Annotated in this window: 12 protein-coding genes and 1 pseudogene; all 13 read left to right on the top strand. The window is 74.5% G+C overall.

Annotated elements, in window-relative coordinates; translation table 11 throughout:
* Positions 1 to 429 (top strand): annotated as a pseudogene (locus tag QOZ88_RS17265) (hypothetical protein); the annotation flags it as partial.
* A gap of 182 nt (positions 430 to 611) precedes the next feature.
* Positions 612 to 1,490 (top strand): O-fucosyltransferase family protein, encoded by an 879-nt coding sequence (locus QOZ88_RS17260; protein ID WP_306000949.1) that lies wholly within the window; start codon positions 612 to 614, stop codon positions 1,488 to 1,490.
* On the top strand, positions 1,487 to 3,568 hold the full coding sequence (locus tag QOZ88_RS17255; RefSeq protein ID WP_306000948.1) for a glycosyltransferase: 2,082 nt from the start codon (positions 1,487 to 1,489) through the stop codon (positions 3,566 to 3,568). The genes QOZ88_RS17260 and QOZ88_RS17255 overlap by 4 nt, the downstream gene beginning before the upstream one ends.
* Complete coding sequence (locus QOZ88_RS17250) at positions 3,565 to 4,593, top strand: glycosyltransferase family 2 protein (protein ID WP_306000947.1); 1,029 nt, start codon at positions 3,565 to 3,567, stop codon at positions 4,591 to 4,593. The genes QOZ88_RS17255 and QOZ88_RS17250 overlap by 4 nt, the downstream gene beginning before the upstream one ends.
* The gene (locus QOZ88_RS17245) at positions 4,590 to 5,846 is read left to right on the top strand and encodes an acyltransferase family protein (RefSeq protein ID WP_306000946.1); all 1,257 of its coding nucleotides are present in this window, start codon (positions 4,590 to 4,592) and stop codon (positions 5,844 to 5,846) included. Before QOZ88_RS17250 ends, QOZ88_RS17245 begins: the two co-directional genes overlap by 4 nt.
* Before the next feature lie 1,135 nt (positions 5,847 to 6,981).
* A complete protein-coding gene (locus QOZ88_RS17240) occupies positions 6,982 to 8,061 on the top strand; it encodes a polysaccharide pyruvyl transferase family protein (protein ID WP_306000945.1) in 1,080 nt (359 codons plus the stop codon).
* Between the two features lie 107 nt (positions 8,062 to 8,168).
* Complete coding sequence (locus QOZ88_RS17235) at positions 8,169 to 9,596, top strand: lipopolysaccharide biosynthesis protein (RefSeq protein WP_306000944.1); 1,428 nt, start codon at positions 8,169 to 8,171, stop codon at positions 9,594 to 9,596.
* Positions 9,593 to 10,975 (top strand): hypothetical protein, encoded by a 1,383-nt coding sequence (locus tag QOZ88_RS17230; protein ID WP_306000943.1) that lies wholly within the window; start codon positions 9,593 to 9,595, stop codon positions 10,973 to 10,975. Before QOZ88_RS17235 ends, QOZ88_RS17230 begins: the two co-directional genes overlap by 4 nt.
* Complete coding sequence (locus QOZ88_RS17225) at positions 10,972 to 12,483, top strand: polysaccharide biosynthesis tyrosine autokinase (RefSeq protein WP_306000942.1); 1,512 nt, start codon at positions 10,972 to 10,974, stop codon at positions 12,481 to 12,483. The genes QOZ88_RS17230 and QOZ88_RS17225 overlap by 4 nt, the downstream gene beginning before the upstream one ends.
* Before the next feature lie 49 nt (positions 12,484 to 12,532).
* Complete coding sequence (locus tag QOZ88_RS17220) at positions 12,533 to 13,147, top strand: arsenate reductase/protein-tyrosine-phosphatase family protein (protein ID WP_306000941.1); 615 nt, start codon at positions 12,533 to 12,535, stop codon at positions 13,145 to 13,147.
* Positions 13,148 to 13,281: 134 nt separating this feature from the next.
* Positions 13,282 to 13,740: an adenylyltransferase/cytidyltransferase family protein gene (locus QOZ88_RS17215; RefSeq protein WP_306000940.1), complete on the top strand. Its 459-nt coding sequence runs from the start codon at positions 13,282 to 13,284 to the stop codon at positions 13,738 to 13,740.
* Positions 13,741 to 13,844: 104 nt separating this feature from the next.
* Entirely contained in the window at positions 13,845 to 17,378 is a 3,534-nt protein-coding gene (mfd, locus tag QOZ88_RS17210; RefSeq protein WP_306000939.1) for a transcription-repair coupling factor, read from the top strand.
* A 57-nt stretch (positions 17,379 to 17,435) separates the two neighbouring features.
* Positions 17,436 to 18,410, top strand: a complete 975-nt coding sequence (locus tag QOZ88_RS17205) for a SurA N-terminal domain-containing protein (protein ID WP_306000951.1) — start codon at positions 17,436 to 17,438, stop codon at positions 18,408 to 18,410.
* Positions 18,411 to 18,416 lie beyond the last annotated feature (6 nt).

Below are 18,416 nucleotides of genomic sequence, written 5' to 3'. Positions count from 1 at the left end.
GACGCGCCGACCGGTGGTGGGTCGTTCGTGAACCTGGGTGTGCGCCGGATCGGCACCAGTGACTACCGGGCGCGGCTGTGGGTCGCTTCCACGGGCCTGGCGCAGCTGTCGGTGTCGCGGGTGGTGTCGGGTGCGGAGACGGTGCTGCAGACGGTGCGGCTGCCGGGCACGTACGCCGCGGGTGACGTGCTGCGGGTGCGGGTGGAGGCGGTGGGGTCGGGAACGACGACCGTGCAGGCCAAGGCGTGGCCGGTGGCCGGGATCGAGCCGGACTGGCTGGTGAGCGCGACCGACAGCAGCGTGGAGCTGCAGGGTGCCGGTGGGCTGTACCTGCAGGGGTACACCTCCGGCTCGGCGAGCCGCCCCCAGGTCATCGTCGCCGACGAGCTGCACGTGACCCCGGCCATCGCACGCGTCCCGGCGGGCTGACCCGAGGGCCAGGGGTGGGCCACCAGCGCCGACCCCTGGCCGGACACCTCTCTCCCGCATCCTCCGTAGTCACCCACTCCGGGGGATGTGCGGCGTCCTGAGCCGGGCTGAGATGACAGGACACGCTCGGCGCGCGTGCCTTCCGGCTCCGCGTGCCGCCGCACGACGATCGAGAGAGTGGCATGTCCTCCACAGCCAGTCGCGGTGCCGTCATCGCCTACAACGGGTACGACTCCGGCCTCGGCAACCGGGTGAGGGTCGTGCTCGGCGCGCAGAGCCTCGCAGAGCTGGAGGGGCGGTCGTTCGCCTACGTCTGGCCGACCGGGAAGCTGTTCGGCCCGCGCTTCTCCGACCTCTGGGACTTCCCGGGGCGAACCGTGCCCCGCGCCGTGTCGCGCTTGCTGGCGCATCGCTACCCCTACGTCGACGCCTCGCTGGACTGGTTGGACGACGGCAAGCGCCGGGAGCGCCTCTGGCAGATCCGGACGGGCTCGGAGATCCAGCTCCCGCCGCAGGCCCGGCCGTGGGCGGAGGCCTACCGCGACCTGGTCCCGGTCGACGCGATCGCCGAGGCGGTGACCCGCTTCTCCGCCGACGAGCTCGGTGGTGAGCCCTACGTCGGGGTGATGATCCGGGCCCACGCGGTGTCGCACGCGGCGACCAGGGCCACCTCGCCGGTGGAGTGGTTCGAGGGCCGGATGCGCCGGATGGTCGAGCAGCGGCCGGGCACCCGCTTCTTCGTCTCCTGTGACGTCCCCGAGGTGCAGGAGCGGATCTGCCGCACGATCCCGGGCTGCACCGGCCAGCTGGACAAGGGTGCCTACAACTCCGTCGAGGGGGTGCGGTCGGCAGTGGCCGACGTCTACCTGCTGGCGGGGGCCGGGTATCTCCTCGGCCCGCACTTCTCCAGCTTCCTGCACCTCGCCCAGCACCTGGCCGACGACCGGATCCCGGTCGAGACCGCGGTCAAGGACGAGCCTCCGGTGGTCGACCCGGCCGCTCTGGGCGTGGTCGAGGACCCGTTGCGGCCGTCCGTCCGGCGAGCGGTCCCGATCCCGTGAGCCGGCCGGGGGCGTCGGAGGGGGCCATCGGTGTCGTCGTGGTCAACTTCGGCTCCCACCGGCTCCTCGCGCAGAACCTGCCCGGCGCCACGGGGCTCGGCCCGGACGTCCGCGTCGTGGTGGTCGACAACCACTCCACCGACCAGGAACGCGAGGCGGTCCGAACCCTCGCGGCCGCGCGTGGCTGGGAGCTGGTCGGCCTGCCGGACAACCGCGGCTTCGGTGCGGCGACCAACGTGGGGATCGCGCGCGCCCAGGAGCTGGGCTGCGTCACCTACCTCTGCCTCAACCCCGATGCCCGCGCCACCCCGGCGGTGATCGCCGAGTTGCGGGCGCACAGTCTGCGCCAGCCGCTGACCGTGATCAGCCCGCTGATCACCTCCTCGACCGGCGAGGTGGTCTTCAGCGGGTCGACGCTGTCGCTGCGGGACGGCCGCGTCCGCGGGGCCCGTTCGCCGCGCCCGCCGCTGCCGGATCCCGAGCCGTGGCTGACCGGGGCCTGCCTGGTGATCCACGCCCAACTGTGGGCCCGGCTGGGCGGCTTCGACGAGACGTACTTCCTCTACTGGGAGGACGTCGACCTCAGCCACCGGGCGCTGGCGGCCGGCGGCCACCTGGAGGTCCGCGAGGACCTGCAGGTCGTGCACGACGAGGGTGGCACGCACGGCGCGGAGCGGGCCCACGGGAAATCCGCCCTCTACTACCGCTACAACTGCCGCAACCGGCTGACCTTCGCCGCCCGGAACCTGTCCCGCCCCGACCTGCTGCGGTGGCTCGTGGCGACGCCCCGGGTCAGCTGGGAGATCCTGCTGCGCGGCGGTCGCCGGCAGCTGGTCGAGTCCCCACGGCCTGCGTGGGCCGCGCTGCGCGGCTCGATCGAGGGCGCGCTGCTCGGGCTCGCCGCCCTGGTCCGGCCGGTTCGTCGCCGGCCGGCCGGCGAGCCCCGGCGGGTGCTGCTCGCCCACCCGGGGTCGGAGCTCTACGGCTCCGACCGGGTGTTCCTGGAGTCGGTGGCGGCGCTCGTCGCGGACGACCAGGTGGTCGTGGCGCTGCCCGGGCCCGGTCCGTTGGCCGACGCGTTGCAGAAGGTCGGTGCCCAGGTCGTCACCTGCCGCATGCCCGTGATCCGCAAGAGCGCGCTGCGCCCGGTCGGCGCCCTCCGGCTGCTCGTCGATGCGGTCGCCGGCCTGCTCCCGGCGGTGCGGCTGCTGCGCACCGCGGGCCGCGACGGCGTCTACGTCAGCACCCTGACCATCCCGTTGTGGATCGTGCTGGCCTGGCTGTCCGGACGGCGGGTGGTCTGCCACGTGCACGAGGCGGAGCGCGGCGCGCCCGCGCTGGTCCGCCGACTGCTCGCCCTGCCGGTCTCCTGGGCCTCGGCCGTGGTGGTCAACAGCCGGTTCAGCCTGGAGGTGCTCGCCGAATCGGCGCCGGGGATCGAGAGCCGGGCCACCGTGGTCCACAACGGGATCCCCTCCCCGGCGACGGTGCCGCCGCCCCGGACGGAGCTGACCGGTGGCGTGCGGCTGTTGTTCATCGGGCGGTTGTCGGCGCGGAAGGGCCCGCAGGTGGCCGTCGCCGCGCTGGCCGAGCTCCGGTCGCGCGGGGTGCCGGCCTGCCTGGACCTGCTGGGCGGGGTGTTCCCGGGCTATGAGTGGTTCGAGGCCGAGCTGCGCGAGGCGGTGGCCGCCGCCGGGCTGGACGGACAGGTCGCATTCCGGGGTTTCGAGGCCGACGTCTGGCCCGTCCTCGCCGCGGCCGACGTCGTCCTGGTCCCGTCGGTGGTGGACGAGCCGTTCGGCAACACCGCGGTCGAGGCGGTCCTGGCCGCCAGGCCCCTCGTGGTCAGCGACAGCAGTGGGCTCCGGGAGGCGGCCGCGGGGTACGCCTCGGCCCGCGCGGTGCCACCCGGCCACGCGACCGCCTGGGCCGACGCGGTCGCGGGGCTGGTGGCCGACTGGCCGACCGTGGGCAGGCTGGCGGTCGAGGACGCGCAGCGCGCCCGGGCCCGGCACGCACCGGAGACCTACCGGGCGGAGATGGCCGGTCTGCTGCGTCGCACCTGGGAGTCCCGGTGACTCCGGCTGGGACGACGATGCCGGCCGTCACCGTCACCGTCGCCGTCCTGACGTTCCGGCGGCCGGAGACCCTCGCGGCGCTGCTCCCCGTGCTGGTGGCGCAGGCGGCCGAGGTCGTCGGATACGGGGGTGCCCGCGTGCTCGTGGTGGACAACGACCCGACGGGCACCGGGCGCACCACCGTCGAGGACGCCACCCGAGCGTCCGCACCGGGCGTCCACGTCACCTACGTCCACGAGCCGACACCGGGGATCGCCGCAGGCCGGAACCGGGCGCTGGCGGAGTCCCACGGCAGTGAGTTCCTGGTCTTCATCGACGACGACGAGGTGCCGCACCCCGGCTGGCTGCGGCACCTGCTGGCCACCCAGCGCGATTCCGGGGCGGCAGCGGTGGCCGGCACGGTCACCTCCACCTTCCCGGCCCCCCTGCCGACCTGGATCGCCGCGGGCGGCTTCTTCGACCGACGCCGGCTGCCCACCGGCACTCCGATCGACGTCGCGGCGACCAACAACCTGCTGCTGCACCTGCCCCGTGTCCGGGCGGCCAGGCTCCGGTTCGACCCTGCGTTCGGGCTCAGTGGCGGAGAGGACACCCTGTTCACCCGGCAACTCGCAGCGGCGCAGGGCGCACTGGTGTGGTGTGCGGAGGCCGTTGTCACCGACGTCGTGCCGCCGGAGCGGGCTCGCCCGGCGTGGGTGCTGCGGCGGGCCTTCAGTTCGGGCAACTCGGTCAGCCGGGTCGACCTGAGACTGGCCGGCGGCCGCCGCGACCGGCTCCTCGCCCGTGGGCGGGGGTGGGCCGCGGGCGGCGCTCGGGTGCTCGGTGGCGCGGCGCGCTGGCTGCTCGGGGTGCTCACCGCCGACGTCCGGCACCGCGCCCGCGGTGCGCGCAGCGCCGCCCGTGGTGCCGGCATGCTGGCCGGGACGGTCGGCCTGGTCTACCAGGAGTACGGCGCGCCCCCTCGCCGGGGCGGCGCAGGGAGTCCAGGGCGCCGTCGCCGGCGCGGAGGGGCGCGCGCCGCATGAGCATCGACCGACGCGCACCTCTCCTGCTGGACCTCCTCCGCCGACGGAACAGCCTGAACGCCCTGCGGCTGTTGCTGGCGGTCACGGTGATCATCGCGCACGCCTGGCCGATCGGCGGCTTCGGCGACGTACCCCGGCTGGGACAGGTGCCGCTGGGCACGCTGGCGGTCGCCGGCTTCTTCGCCCTGTCCGGCTGGCTCATCACGCAGAGCCGTCTCTCGTCCGAGCTGCCCGGCTTCGCCTGGCGGCGATTCCTGCGGATCTACCCCGGCTACCTGGGGTCGCTGCTCGTCGTCGCGTTCGTGGCAGCGCCGATCGGCAGCGCGCTGGGTGCCGGTCCCTACCGCCTCGGCGACGGGATGCACCACGTGCTGGCCAACCTGACCCTGCAGGTCCAGGACTACGCCGTGGGCGCGACGCCGCAGGCGGTGCCGTACCCGGGCGCGTGGAACGGGTCGCTGTGGACGCTGTACTACGAGGGGATCTGCTACGTCGCCGTCGGCCTGCTCGTCACCGTCGTGGGGCGTCGGTGGACCCGCTCGGCGGTGGTCGCGGCGTGGATCACGCTGACGGCGCTGGCGGTCGGGCAGTGGGAGTTCGGACTGCGGGTCCGGTTCGACGTGGACACCTTCCTGACGCTGGCGCCGTGGTTCTTCGCCGGCGCAGTGCTGGCGGTGTTCCGCGACCGGTTGATCGCACACGGGGGTCTGGCAGCGGCGAGCGGCGGCACCGTCGTCCTCGTCCTGGCCCTCGGCCTCCCCCCAGCTGCGGCGGCCCTGCCGCTGGCCTATGCGCTGCTCTGGCTCGGGGCGGTGCTGCCGCTGCACGCCGTGGGGAAGCGCAACGACATCTCCTACGGGATGTACGTCTACGCGTTCCCGGTGCAGCAGCTGCTGGTGCTGCTCGGGGCCCACGAGGCCGGCGTCGTCCCCTACATCGTGCTCAGCACGGTCGCCACGGTGCCGTTGGCGCTGCTGAGCTGGCTGGTCGTCGAGCACCCTGCACAGCGGCTGCGCGGCGCGGCCGACCGTTTCCCGCTGGTCCGGTCGGGTGCCTCGGTCCGGCGCCGGCCGCCCCTTCCCACCGGGCCACCGGCCCGCACCGCCGAGCCCCCGGCTGCGGCAGCGCCGGGGGGGGGGGGGGGGGGGGGGGGGGGGGCGGCCCCCCCCCCCCCCCCCCCCCGCGCCGGGCCCGCCCGGCGGGGGCCCGCCCGGGGGGGCCCCCCCCCGACCAGGTCCACCGCACGGCGGTAGGCGGCCAGGTGTGCCCGGCCGGCGACTTCCCAGTCGCGGGCGGACAGGTCCGGCGGCGGGACGTCGCCGCGTGCCCGTACCCCGCGCAGGGCACCGACCAGGTCCGCGGACCCGAGTTCGCCGTCATAGGTCCAGACCCAGCCCGGGCCCACCTCCTCGGCGAGTGCGCGGGTGACGTCGTTGGCCGGCACGAGCACGGGCCGGGCGAGGGACAGGGCCGTCAGCGCGCCGCCGGAGTTGTGCATCTCCCGGTAGGGGAGCACCACGAGCTCGGCCGCGGTCACCTCGGCCACCAGGTCGGCGTCCGCGAGGAACTCCAGCCGCAGGTGCACCCGCGGGTCGACGGTAGCGGTGCGGTGGAGGGCGTCGGCCAGTTCGTCGCTGGAGGGCCGGCCGGCGATGTACAGCGAGAGGCCCCCCTCGATGCGGTCGTCCGGGGTCGCCACGACGACCTCGGCCAGCCGCTCGACACCCTTGTACCGCCGGACCAGCCCGAAGAAGGTGATCCGCCCGGGGACCGTCTCGGCTCGGGGGAAGCCGTCGAACCAGTCGCGGTAGTGGCCGTGCACGATCAGCTCGGCGGCCCGGCCGGGGGCGACCTCGGTGCTCTCGTTGAGCCGGATCCGCAGCGTGGTCAGCCGCTCGGCGAGCCGCAACAGGGCCACCTCGCGCCGGGAGATGCCCTGCGGCAGCTCCAGGTTGTGCACGGTTCGCACCAGCGGCGTGCGGGTCAGCCACACCCGGGCCAGCAGCAGCAGGAACAGCACCTGACGGACCAGCGCTTTCAGCGGACTGTGCCCGGCCACCAGGATCTCGGGCCAGTGCACGTGGAAGACGTCGTAGCGGCGCAGCAGCGCCCGACGCCAGCTGAAGGTGTGCAGTTCGACGTCCTCGAGCGCGGCCAGGCTGCGTCCCAGCATGACGATGTAGGGGTTCGTCGTGGGCCGTGGCGTGGGGAAGGACTGGAGGACGACGAAGGGCCGCCTCGCCCGGGGAACGCTCACGGACCTCCCGTCACCCCCCGGGGTTAGGCCGGGGGCCTCGTCCTACCTGGTACGGCTGCGGCGACCGCAGGATGAGGACCAGATCCTGCCGGACCGCCGGTGCAGGTACCGACCGCCACCCGGGAGTGTGCATGCGCGTCCTGGTCCTCTGGGCCGACGATACGTCGCCCAACCTGGGTGTCCGGGCACTGGCAGAGGGCACCGCCGGCCTGGTCCGCTCGGTCTGGCCGGACGCCGTCGTGGAGTTCCAGAACTACGGCTCGCGGACGGCGCCGGCCCGGGTCGGTTCGCCGCGGGTCCTGCTGGACGACTGGGTCACCCGCCGGCACGGGCTGCGCGGCTGGGCGCGGTCCTTCGACCTCGTCGTCGACACCCGCTCGGGTGACAGCTTCGCCGAGATCTACGGCCTGGACCGCCTCGTCGCGATGAGCGCCCTCGGTGAGTTCGTGCACCGGTCCGGCGTGCCGCTGGTGCTCGGTCCGCAGACCATCGGGCCCTTCCGGACCCGACGCGGCGAGCTGATCGCCCGGCGCAGCATGCGCACCGCGGCGCAGGTCATGACCCGCGACGGAAGCAGCGCCGACTGCGCCGAGGAGCTGGGCCGGCGGGTGGACGTCCGCACGACCGACGTCGTCTTCGCCCTGCCCACGCCGCCGCGCACCGGTGGCCGCGACGTCGTCCTCAACGTCTCGGGGCTGCTCTGGAACGGCAGCCCGCACGTCGACCCCCGGGCGTACCGGGCCGTGGTCCGCGAGCTGTACGCGGGGCTGCAGGCCCGTGACCGGAGGGTCACGCTCCTCGCCCACGTGCTGGACGGGCCGTCCCCCGACAACGACATCGCCGCCGTCCGGGCGTTCGCCGCGGAGGTGGGTGGCGACGTCGAGGTGGTCGTGCCCGGCTCCCTCGCCGAGGTGCGCGGCGTGGTCGCCGGCGCGGACCTCGTGCTCGGCTCCCGCATGCACGCCTGCCTGAACGCGCTCTCCGTGGGCACCCCCGCGATCCCGCTGAGCTACTCGCGCAAGTTCGAGCCGTTGCTGGCCGACCTCGGCTGGACCGCGCAGGTGGACCTGCGATCGAGCGCCACGCCGGCGCAGGACGCGCTGGCCCTCCTCGACCGGGCGCCCGCGCTGGCCCCTCAGGTCTGCGACCTGCGGGCCCGGGCCGCCGCGATGCTGGAGCCGGCCGCCGCCGCCCTGCGCGCGCTGCGGTGACCGGGACCCTGGGTCCCGCCGGTCCGCAGGCCCTGCCGGAGCCGGTCGACCCGGGCTCGGCGCCGGCGGGTCGGAGCCTGGGTGGCCGCGGGGCGCGGGGAGCCGCCGTGACCGTGGCGGGGCAGGGCGTCAAGATCCTGGTGCAGGTCCTGTCCGTCGTGCTGCTCTCCCGGATCCTGACCCCTGGGGACTACGGGCTGATCGCCATGGTGACCGCGGTGATCGGGGTGGCGGACATCTTCCGCGATCTCGGCCTGTCGACCGCAGCCGTGCAGGCCCGCACCCTGAGCGAGCGCCAGCGGGGGAACCTGTTCTGGATCAACACGGCGCTCGGTCTGGGTCTCGCCGTGGCCGCGTTCTGCCTCGCCCCGGTCCTCGCCGCCCTGTACGGGCGGCCCGAGCTGGTGGGCATCGGGCAGGTCCTCGCGCTCACCTTCCTGCTCAACGGCCTGGCCACGCAGTACCGGGCGGACCTCACGCGTCGGTTGCTGTTCGGCCGGCTCGCGGTCGCGGACGTCGTCGCGGCCGTCAGCGGCCTCGCCCTCGCGCTCGGGGTGGCCCTGGCCGGTGCCGGCTACTGGGCCCTGGTCGTCCAGCAGCTCGGTCAGTACGGCGTGATGCTGGCCCTGGTCGTGGCGGGCGGCCGATGGCGCCCCCGCCTGCCGTCGCGGCGTGCGGAGATGGGCGGGCTCCTCCGTTTCGGCTGGCACATGGTCGGTACGCAGGTGATCGGCTACGTGGCCAACAACGCCGACTCCGTGGTCATCGGTGCCCGGTTCGGCGCGGGTCCCCTCGGTCTCTACAACCGGGCGTTCCAGCTGCTGATGACCCCGCTGACGCAGGTGCGTGCGCCGATCACCCAGGTGGCGCTGCCGGTGCTCGCCGCGGTGCAGGACGAAGCGCGGCGGCTCACCCGCTACGTCGGGCAGGGGCAGCTGGCGCTGGGGTACACGCTCGTCGCCGGCCTCGGCCTGGTGGCGGGCACCGCTCCGCAGCTGGTGTCGGTGCTGCTCGGGGACGCCTGGCAGGAGGCCGCGCCCCTGCTGGCGCTGCTGGCGGTCGCCGGGGCGGTGCAGACCCTCGGCCTCGCGAACTACTGGGTGTACGTGGCGTGCGGCCTGACCGGAGCGCTGCTCCGGTACTCGCTCATCCAGGCCGCGGTGAAGATCGTCTGCGTCCTGGCCGGCAGTTCCTGGGGCGTCGTGGGCGTCGCGGCCGGCTACGCGCTCGCGCCGCTGCTCACCTGGCCGCTGTCCTTCTGGTGGCTCTCCCGGTCGACGTCGCTGCCGATGCGTCCCCTGGTCGGCAGCGCCGCGCGCGTGCTGGGCGTCTTCGTCGCGGTTTCGGTCGTCTCCCGGTCGGCCGCCGCCGCGGCGCCGTGGTCCTCGCCCTGGGCCGGGCTGGCGGCCGGGGTGGCCGCCGGCGCGCTCGCCGTCGCGCTGCTGTACGCCGTCCTCGCGCCCGTGCGCCGGGACGTGCGCGCGGTGGCCCGGCTCGGCCGGCAGGCGCTCAGCCGTGTGCCGGCGGCCGCATGAGCGGCATCCTCCCCGCCCTGAGCGGCCCGACCGCCGACCGGCTGCTGCTGGCGGCGCTGGCCCTCGCGGTGGCCGGGTTGCTGCTCGTGATCAGCCGGCGGCAGCCGATCCTGCTCGCCGCCGGCTACCTCGGCGTGATGTGCTTCGTGCCCATCTGGAGCGGGATCGCGGTCGGGGTGTACTTCCAGCCGCAGGTCCTCATGGGCCTGCTGGTGCTCGCGGTCGCCGTTCCCCGGATCCGCCGGCTCGGCGGCCGGCTCGCCGCCGTCGACCTGCTGGTCGTGCTCCTCGTGGTCGGCTGCCTGGCGCCGCTCGCGGTCGGGACGGCGACGCTGTCCAGCGTGGTCGTGGCCGCGGTGCAGTACCTGGGTGCGTACCTCGTGGGTCGCCTGCTGCCCTCGCTGGTCGGGTGGGACCGGTTGCTGCGCCTCGTGCTCGTGGTGTTCTCGTTGCTCGCCGTCGCCACGCTCGCCGAGAACCTGACCGGTACCAACCCTTTCCTGTCGTTCCCCGGTTCACCCGGTCTGCGCGCGCTGTGGGACGGGATCCAGATCCGGGGCGGGGTGGCCCGCGCCGAGGGCGCCTTCGGTCACTCCATCGCCCTGGGCGCGAGCCTGGCCCTGGCCCTCCCCCTGGTCCTGGCCGCCCCCGTACGGGCGTGGGTGCGGGTGACCGCCGCCGCGGTGATGCTCGGCGCGGTGGTCGTGACCTACAGCCGCATCGGCCTGGTCACCGCCGTGCTCGGGGTGGCGCTCTCGGTGCTGATGGCGCGGGAGCTGACCGTCCGGCTGCGGGTCCTCCTGGTGGGGGCCGGTGCAGCGGTCCTCGCGGTCACCGCGCCGTTGCTGAGCCGGGTGTTCCTCGCGGCCGGGGACGAGGCCACGAACAGCGCCGCCTACCGGGCCGACCTGCTCGCCCTCGTGGGCGAGATCGATGCCCTGGGCTTCTCGTCGTCCTTCTCCCGCGGCCCCGATGGTTCGGTGCGCTTCGACTCCTTCGGCTCGATCGACAGCGCCCTCATCCTGCACGGGCTGACCTACGGCTGGATGCCGCTGCTGGTCGTCCTCGTCCTCCTGGGCGCCGCGGTGGTCGCCGTCGCGCTCCGCCGGGCGGCGGCGCCCACCATCGCGATCGCCGCCCAGGTCCCGGCGCTGGCCACGGTCGCCCTGATCACGCAGTACGCGACCCTGGTGTGGTTCGTCGGGGGGCTGGCCGTGTGGGCCCAGCTGGCCCGTCCGCCGCGCCCCGCGGAGGAGCCGGGGGACGGGTGGCCGGGGGTCCCCACAACGGATGATGTCCCCTCTGACCAGCGGGTTGGCCGGATACCCTCGTCACTTCGAAGGCCACTCGATACCCGGGTGGCAGGGGGGCGAGTGTGAATCTGCGCGCGTATCTGGACGTCCTGGTCCGGCGGTGGCTGACGCTGGTCGTCGTCGGAGCACTGTCCCTCGGGGGCAGCGTGGCGCTGAGCCTCGGCGCCACCCCCGTCTACACGGCCTCCGCCAGCCTGTTCTTCTCCCTGCAGTCGGGCAGCAGCGCCAACGAGCTCGCCCAGGGGTCGACCTTCACTCAGAACCAGATGGCCTCCTACGCGACGCTGGCCACCACGGCCACCGTGCTGTACCCGGTCATCGAGGAGCTGGGCCTGCGGACCGAGCCCCGGGACCTCGCGCGGCAGGTGCGCGTGACCACGCCGAACGAGACGGTGGTCCTGGAGATCCAGGTGACGAGCACGTCGGCCGTGCAGGCGGCCGCCATCGCCAACTCGGTAGCGGAGAACCTGACCGAGGCGGTGGGCGACCTCGCGCCGGTGGACACGCGCGGCAACGCGACGGTCCGGAGCTCGGTGGTCGCCCCGGCCGTGGAGCCCGAGCACCAGACCTCGCCCAACACCCGGCTCAACCTGGTCGTCGGCGCGTTCCTCGGGCTCGTCCTGGGCCTGCTCACCGCGCTGGCGCGGGAAGCGCTGGACACCCGGGTGCGGTCGGCGGACGACGTCCGCGCGCTGACCGAGGCGCCGGTGCTGACCCGGCTCCCGCTCGATCCTGCATCCGCCGACGGGCTCGTGGTGGACCGGCTGCCGCGCAGCCCGCAGGCCGAGCTGTACCGCCAGTTGCGCACGGCGACCAACTTCCTGCGGATCGGTGGCCGGCCCCTGATGCTGACGGTGACCTCCGCCATGCCGGGTGAGGGGAAGTCCACCGTCGCGATGAACCTGGCGCTCGCGCTGAGCGAGACCAGCGACCGCGTGCTGCTCGTGGACGCCGACCTGCGCCGCCCGGCCGTCGCGGACCGGCTGGGCATCGAGGGGGCGGCCGGTCTCTCCACCGTCCTCGTGGGCCGGGCGAGGTTCGACGACGTCGTCCAGGAGTGGGGCGCTCCGGGTCTGGCCGTGCTCACTGCCGGTGAGGTGCCGCCCAACCCGGCGGAGCTGCTCTCCTCGCCGGGCATGGCGGAGCTCGTGGCCCGCGTCCGGGAGCGCTACGACGTGGTGATCTGGGACAGCCCGCCGGTCCTGCCGGTCACGGACGCCCAGGTCCTGTCGGCGTACACCGACGGCGTGCTCCTCGTGGCGTCCGGCCGCCGGCTGCGGCGTGCCCAGCTGGCCGCTGCGCTCGAGGGCCTGCGCCGGGTGGACGCCCGGCTGATCGGCGTGGTGCTCACCATGCTCCGCGAGGGCATCGGCGACGCGATCTACGGCTACGGGCCGTACGCCCAGCCCGAGGCGGCGGGCGGACGGTTCCGCCTGGTGGCGCGGCTGCGTGCGGCCGCCGCGGCCGGTCTGCCGGCCGCGCGGTCGGCCGAGGGCCGGCCGGCGGGCCCGGCCGCGGAGGTGCTCCCTCCTGCCGGAGATCGCGCACCGGTGGTCGCCGGGGAGCGCCGCTGACCCCCCGGCGGCGTCGCCCGCTCGTCCTCGCCGTCGATCCGGTCGTGCGGTGACCCACGTCCTCGCCGTCTGCACGGGCAACATCTGCCGGTCGCCGGCCACCGAGCGGTTGCTCGCTGCGCGTCTCGGAGCGAGATCGGGCATCACGATCGCCAGTGCGGGAACCCACGCGCTCGAGGGCCGGCCGGTCGACCCACCCGTCGCCGAGCTGCTCCGTGCGGCCGGGGCGGACCCCGGGTCCTTCGGTGCCCGGCAGCTGACGGCCGCGCAGATCCGGACCGCGGACCTGGTGCTCGTCATGACGCGCCGGCACCGTTCCGCCGTCGCGGCCCTGGAGCCTTCGGCGGTGCGGCGCACCTTCCTGCTGCTGGAGCTGGCCGAGCTGGCCCGCGCGGTCGCGGACGCGGGGTGGCCGGCGCAGCACGGGGAGGAGACGGCGGCGCGGCTCGCCGCGCTACCCGGGCTCGTACCCGTCCACCGCGGGCGCGTCGGGCTGCCGGACCGGCTCGAGGTGGAGGACCCGCACCGCCGGTCGATCACCGTCCACGCGCGTGCGGTCGCCGGCATCGCCGCGGCTGTCGACCAGTTGGTGCTCGCCCTCCGCCGACCCGGTGGGTGGGCGCAGGTCTCTCCCGATCGGGTGATCCCACCCCCCAGGACCTGACGCTCGGTGACCGGGGCGACGTAGCGTCACGGTGTACCACCCGTCGACCAGCCGGTTCACCGGCCCGCTGGTCACTGCGGGTGAGGATGGGTGGGGGCTTCCTGCCGCGTCGTCTCCCGGACCGGAGGTGTCCCGTGACCGTGATCGGCTATGCGCCGGGTGCCTACGACCTGTTCCACGTCGGGCACCTCAACATCCTCAAGCACGCGGCACAGCACTGCGACCGGCTGATCGCGGGCGTGGTGTCCGACGAGATGCTGGTGCTGAGCAAGGGGCGCGCGCCGGTGATCCCGCTGGCCGAGCGGATGGAGATCGTGCGCAGCCTGCGGTTCGTCGACGCGGTGCACGCCGAGGCCGTCCCCGAGAAGATCGACACCTGGCGAGAGGTCGGGTTCGACGTCCTGTTCAAGGGCGACGACTGGCGGGGCACCCCCAAGGGCGAGAAGCTCGAGCGCGACTTCGCCGAGGTCGGCGTCCGGGTGCACTACTTCCCGTACACCATGCACACCTCGAGCACGCTGCTGCGCAAGGCGCTGGCCGCCATCGACGCGCAGGAGCCGATGGGCCGCGTGATCCGCGCCCGCACCTCCTGATCCGGCCGGGAGCGGCTGTCGGCCTCGCCGATTAACCTGGGTCCGGGCCCCGTGCCGCACTCGGCGGCAGCGGTGCGGCCCCGTATCCCAGGAGAGAGAACAGCGTGACTCTGCGCGGCGTGCTCGACGTCGTCCTCACCGACCCCGGGATGGCCCGCGTGGTCGCCGCCGCCGGGAACGCCGAACTGGCCGTCACCGCACCGCCGCCGGCGCAGCCGCTGGTGGCTGCGGCGCTCGCCGCGCGTGGCGGCGCAGGAGTTCCCGTCCTCCTGGTCACGGCCGGCGAGCGGGACGCCGACGCGGCGGCGGACCTGCTCCGCTGCTTCCTGCCCGACCGCCGGGTGGAGACCTTCCCCGCCTGGGAGACGCTGCCGCACGAGCGGCTCAGCCCCCGGGCGGACACCGTCGGCCGGCGGCTCGCCATCCTGCGCGACCTCACCCACCCGGGCGCCAACGGCGCGATCGACGTGCTGGTCGCGCCGGTCCGGAGCGTCCTGCAGCCGCTGGCGCCGGGGCTGGGTGACCTGGTGCCCGTGGAGCTGAAGCCCGGGGATTCCGCCGAGCTGGACGACATCGCCCAGTCGCTCTCCGACGCCGCCTACACCCGCGTCGAGCTGGTCGAGAAGCGGGGTGAGTTCGCCGTCCGCGGCGGGCTGCTCGACGTCTTCCCGCCGACCGAGCCGCACCCGGTGCGCGTGGAGTTCTGGGGCGACGAGGTCGACGAGCTCCGCTACTTCTCCGCTGCCGACCAGCGCTCGCTGGACGAGCGGCCCGAGCGGCTGTGGGCGCCGCCCTGCCGCGAGCTGCTGCTCACCGAGGAGGTGCGGGCCCGCGCCGCGGCGCTCGCCGTGGAGCACCCGGGCCTGCTGGAGATCCTCGGCAAGCTGGCCGAGGGCATCGCCGTCGAGGGCATGGAATCGCTGACCCCGGTGCTCGTACCCGGGCAGCTGCAGCTGCTCACCGAGCTGCTGCCGGCCGGCACGCACGTGCTGGTCTGCGACCCCGAGCGGGTGCGCAGCCGCGCCGCGGACCTGGTGCGCACCGCGGAGGAGTTCCTCGCCGCGTCGTGGGCGACCGCCGCGGAGGCGGGGGAAGCCCCGCTCGACCTCGGGGCGTCGTCGTTCCGCGACCTCGCCGACATCGAGGCCGCGACCCGCGGCCGCGGCCTGCCCTGGTGGACCACCGGGGCGTTCACCCTGCAGGCCGAGGACGACGAGAGCCAGGTGACCCTCGACGCCACGTCCGTCGAACGGTTCCACGGCGACCAGGGCGCCGCCGTCGAGCGCATGCGGGGATGGCACCGCGACGGGTGGCGGGTCGTCGTCACCTTCGCCGGTCCCGGCCCCGCCCAGCGGGCCGCCGACCAGCTCACCGAGGCCGAGCTCGGCGTCCGGCTGGTGCCCGACGTCGCCACCGCCCCCGACGCCGGGCTGACCCACGTCACCCAGGGCAACCTCGAGGCGGGGTTCGCCTTCCCGGGCGTCGGGCTGGCGCTGGTCACCGAGCACGACCTGACCGGCCAGCGCGGCACGACGATGCGCGACGCGGTGAAGATGCCCGCCCGCCGGCGCAACGCCGTCGACCTGGTGCAGCTGCAGCCGGGCGACCTGGTGGTGCACGAGCAGCACGGTGTGGGGCGCTACATCGAGATGATCAGCCGCACCGTCAACGGCGGGCAGCGCGACTACCTGATCGTCGAGTACGCGCCGTCGCGGCGGAACCAGCCGCCGGACCGGCTGTTCGTGCCCACCGACGCCCTCGACCAGCTCACCCGGTACGTCGGCGGGGAGTCGCCGGCGCTGTCGAAGCTGGGCGGCGCCGACTGGCAGAAGACCAAGAGCCAGGCCCGCAAGGCGGTCAAGCAGATCGCCGGTGAGCTGATCCGGCTGTACTCGGCGCGGATGGCCACCCAGGGCCACGCCTTCGGGCCCGACACCGTCTGGCAGCGCGAGCTGGAGGACGCCTTCCCGTTCCAGGAGACGCCGGACCAGCTCGCCGCGATCGACGAGGTCAAGGCCGACATGCAGCAGACGGTGCCGATGGACCGGATCATCTGCGGCGACGTCGGCTACGGGAAGACCGAGATCGCGATCCGGGCCGCGTTCAAGGCGGTGCAGGACGGCAAGCAGGTCGCCGTCCTGGTGCCGACGACGCTGCTGGCCAACCAGCACTTCAAGACCTTCTCCGAGCGGTTCGCCCAGTTCCCGGTGACGGTGCGGGTGCTCTCGCGGTTCCAGTCCGACGCCGAGAGCCGGCAGATCCTGGCCGAGCTGGCCGACGGGAAGATCGACGTGCTGGTCGGCACCCACCGGCTGCTGCAGCCGACGACGCGGTGGAAGGACCTCGGCCTGGTCATCGTCGACGAGGAGCAGCGCTTCGGCGTCGAGCACAAGGAGTACCTGAAGACGATGCGGACGGCGGTCGACGTCCTCTCGATGTCGGCCACCCCGATCCCGCGCACCCTGGAGATGAGCCTCACCGGCATCCGCGAGATGTCGACGATCCTCACCCCGCCCGAGGAGCGGCACCCGGTGCTGACCTACGTGGGCGCGTGGAACGACAAGCAGATGGCGGCGGCGATCCGCCGCGAGCTGCTGCGCGACGGCCAGGTGTTCGTCATCCACAACCGGGTGCAGTCGATCGACAAGGCCGCGGCGAAGATCCGCCACCTGGTGCCCGAGGCACGCATCGCCGTCGGGCACGGCCAGATGAAGGAGCACGAGCTCGAGCGGATCATGGTCGGCTTCTGGGAGAAGGAGTACGACGTCCTGGTCGCGACGACGATCGTCGAGTCCGGCCTGGACATCCCGAACGCCAACACCCTCATCGTCGACCGCGCCGACACCTTCGGCCTCTCGCAGCTGCACCAGATCCGGGGCCGGGTCGGCCGTGGGCGGGAGCGGGCCTACGCGTACTTCACCTACGACCCGACGCGCACGCTCACCGAGACCTCGGTCGACCGGCTGACCACCATCGCCAACAACACCGACCTCGGCGCCGGCATGGCGGTGGCGATGAAGGACCTGGAGATCCGCGGCTCGGGCAACCTGCTCGGCGGCGAGCAGTCCGGGCACATCGCCGGCGTCGGCTTCGACCTGTACGTGCGGCTGGTCGGCGAGGCCGTGGCCGACTACCGGGCGCAGGTGACCGGCGAGGAGGCGCCCGCCGAGCCGGTGGAGGTGCGGGTGGACCTGCCGGTGGACGCGCACCTGCCGCACGACTACGTGCCCGGCGAGCGGCTGCGCATGGAGGCCTACCGCAAGGTCGCCTCCATCCAGGACGAGGAGCAGGCGCAGGCGGTCCTCGACGAGCTCACCGACCGCTACGGGGCCGCGCCCGCGCCGGTGCTCAACCTGCTCGCCGTCGCCCGGTTCCGGGTGGCGATGCGGGCGCTGGGCATCACCGAGGTGTCGCTGCAGGGCCGCACCATCCGGGTCGGCCCGGTCGACCTGCCGGAGTCCAAGCAGATGCGCCTGGCCCGGCTGGCCGACGGCGCCTCCTACAAGGCGGCCGTGCGGACCATCTCGCTCAAGCTGCCGGTCGGCCCCGACCGGCGCACCCCGCTGCGGGACGTCGCCCTGCTGGAGAACCTGCACGCGGTGCTGCGCGCCGTCCTGGAGCAGCCCGTCGCCGCGTAGCCCGACCGGGGCGGCCTGCGGTGCAGGTCACATCCGGTGTGGCAGTCTCGCCGCGTGATGCAGCACCGGACCGCTCGTGCCAGCACCGCCGCGCTCCTGGCCGTCCTCGCCCTGGCCGGGTGCCGGTCCGCGCCGGACGTCGCCGCCTACGTGGGTGACGAGCGGATCACCGTCGACGAGCTGCAGGCGCAGGTCGACGACCGGCTCGCGGACGCCGGGATCGCCGCCGCCGTCGAGGGGCGCGAGGAGGACCTCACCGCCCAGGTGCTCGGCCTGCTCGTCGAGGCCGAGGTGCACGAGGCGGCTGCGCAGCGCTACGACGTGCAGGTCACCGACGCCGAGGTGACCCGCCGGATCGAGGAGCTGCTGGGTGCGGACGACCCCGAGGCGGTGTACGGCCGGCTCGCCCAGCAGGGCATCGCCCCGGCCGACATCCGCGAGAGCGTGCGCCAGCAGCTGGTGCGCCAGGAGATCGCCACCGCCGAGGGCGGGGCGGAGCCGCTGGACGAGGCCGCGCTGCGGGCCCGGTACGAGGAGGTCCGCGAGGAGCTGGGCCAGGTCGAGTACGGCTATGTCACCGTGCCCGACCAGGCCACGGCCGACGCGGTGGTCGTGGAGCTCGCGGCCGACCCCGCGAGCTATCCCGCGGTGGCCGCGCGGTTCCCCGGCCAGTTCACGCTGCCCGAGCTCGACCGGCGGGCACCCGGCGAGCTGCCGAGCGCGCTGGCCGGTCCGCTCGCCGCCGCGGCGCCGGGGACGGCGGTCGCGGTGCCGGTGCCCCAGGCCGGCGGGATCGTCGTCGCCTTCCGCGCCGGGACGGCCTACCCCTCGTTCGAGGAGCTCCGGCCGCGGCTGGTCGAGGAGGCCGGCGAACAGGTGGAGGCGGCGGCCCAGCCGCTGCTCGAGGAGGTGCGGGCCGGCCTCGACGTCACGGTCAACCCGCGCTACGGCGTGTACGAGGACGGGCGGCTGCTGCCGGCCCGCGTCGGCGTCGTCGACATCCTCGGGGACGAGACCACCCCCGCCGAGTAGCCGCCG

Origin of the sequence: Blastococcus carthaginiensis (assembly GCF_030731085.1) — a bacterium.
In the GTDB taxonomy this organism is placed as follows: Bacteria; Actinomycetota; Actinomycetes; order Mycobacteriales; family Geodermatophilaceae; genus Blastococcus; species Blastococcus carthaginiensis.
This window is presented reverse-complemented; position numbering and strand designations above follow the sequence as displayed.

Excerpts from the sequence above, each read along its gene's own strand:
- QOZ88_RS17260 (WP_306000949.1), top strand. The coding sequence starts at position 612 with ATGTCCTCCACAGCCAGTCGCGGTGCCGTCATCGCCTACAACGGGTAC.
- QOZ88_RS17245 (WP_306000946.1), top strand. The coding sequence starts at position 4,590 with ATGAGCATCGACCGACGCGCACCTCTCCTGCTGGACCTCCTCCGCCGA.
- QOZ88_RS17240 (WP_306000945.1), top strand. The coding sequence starts at position 6,982 with ATGCGCGTCCTGGTCCTCTGGGCCGACGATACGTCGCCCAACCTGGGT.
- QOZ88_RS17230 (WP_306000943.1), top strand. The coding sequence starts at position 9,593 with ATGAGCGGCATCCTCCCCGCCCTGAGCGGCCCGACCGCCGACCGGCTG.
- QOZ88_RS17205 (WP_306000951.1), top strand. The coding sequence starts at position 17,436 with ATGCAGCACCGGACCGCTCGTGCCAGCACCGCCGCGCTCCTGGCCGTC.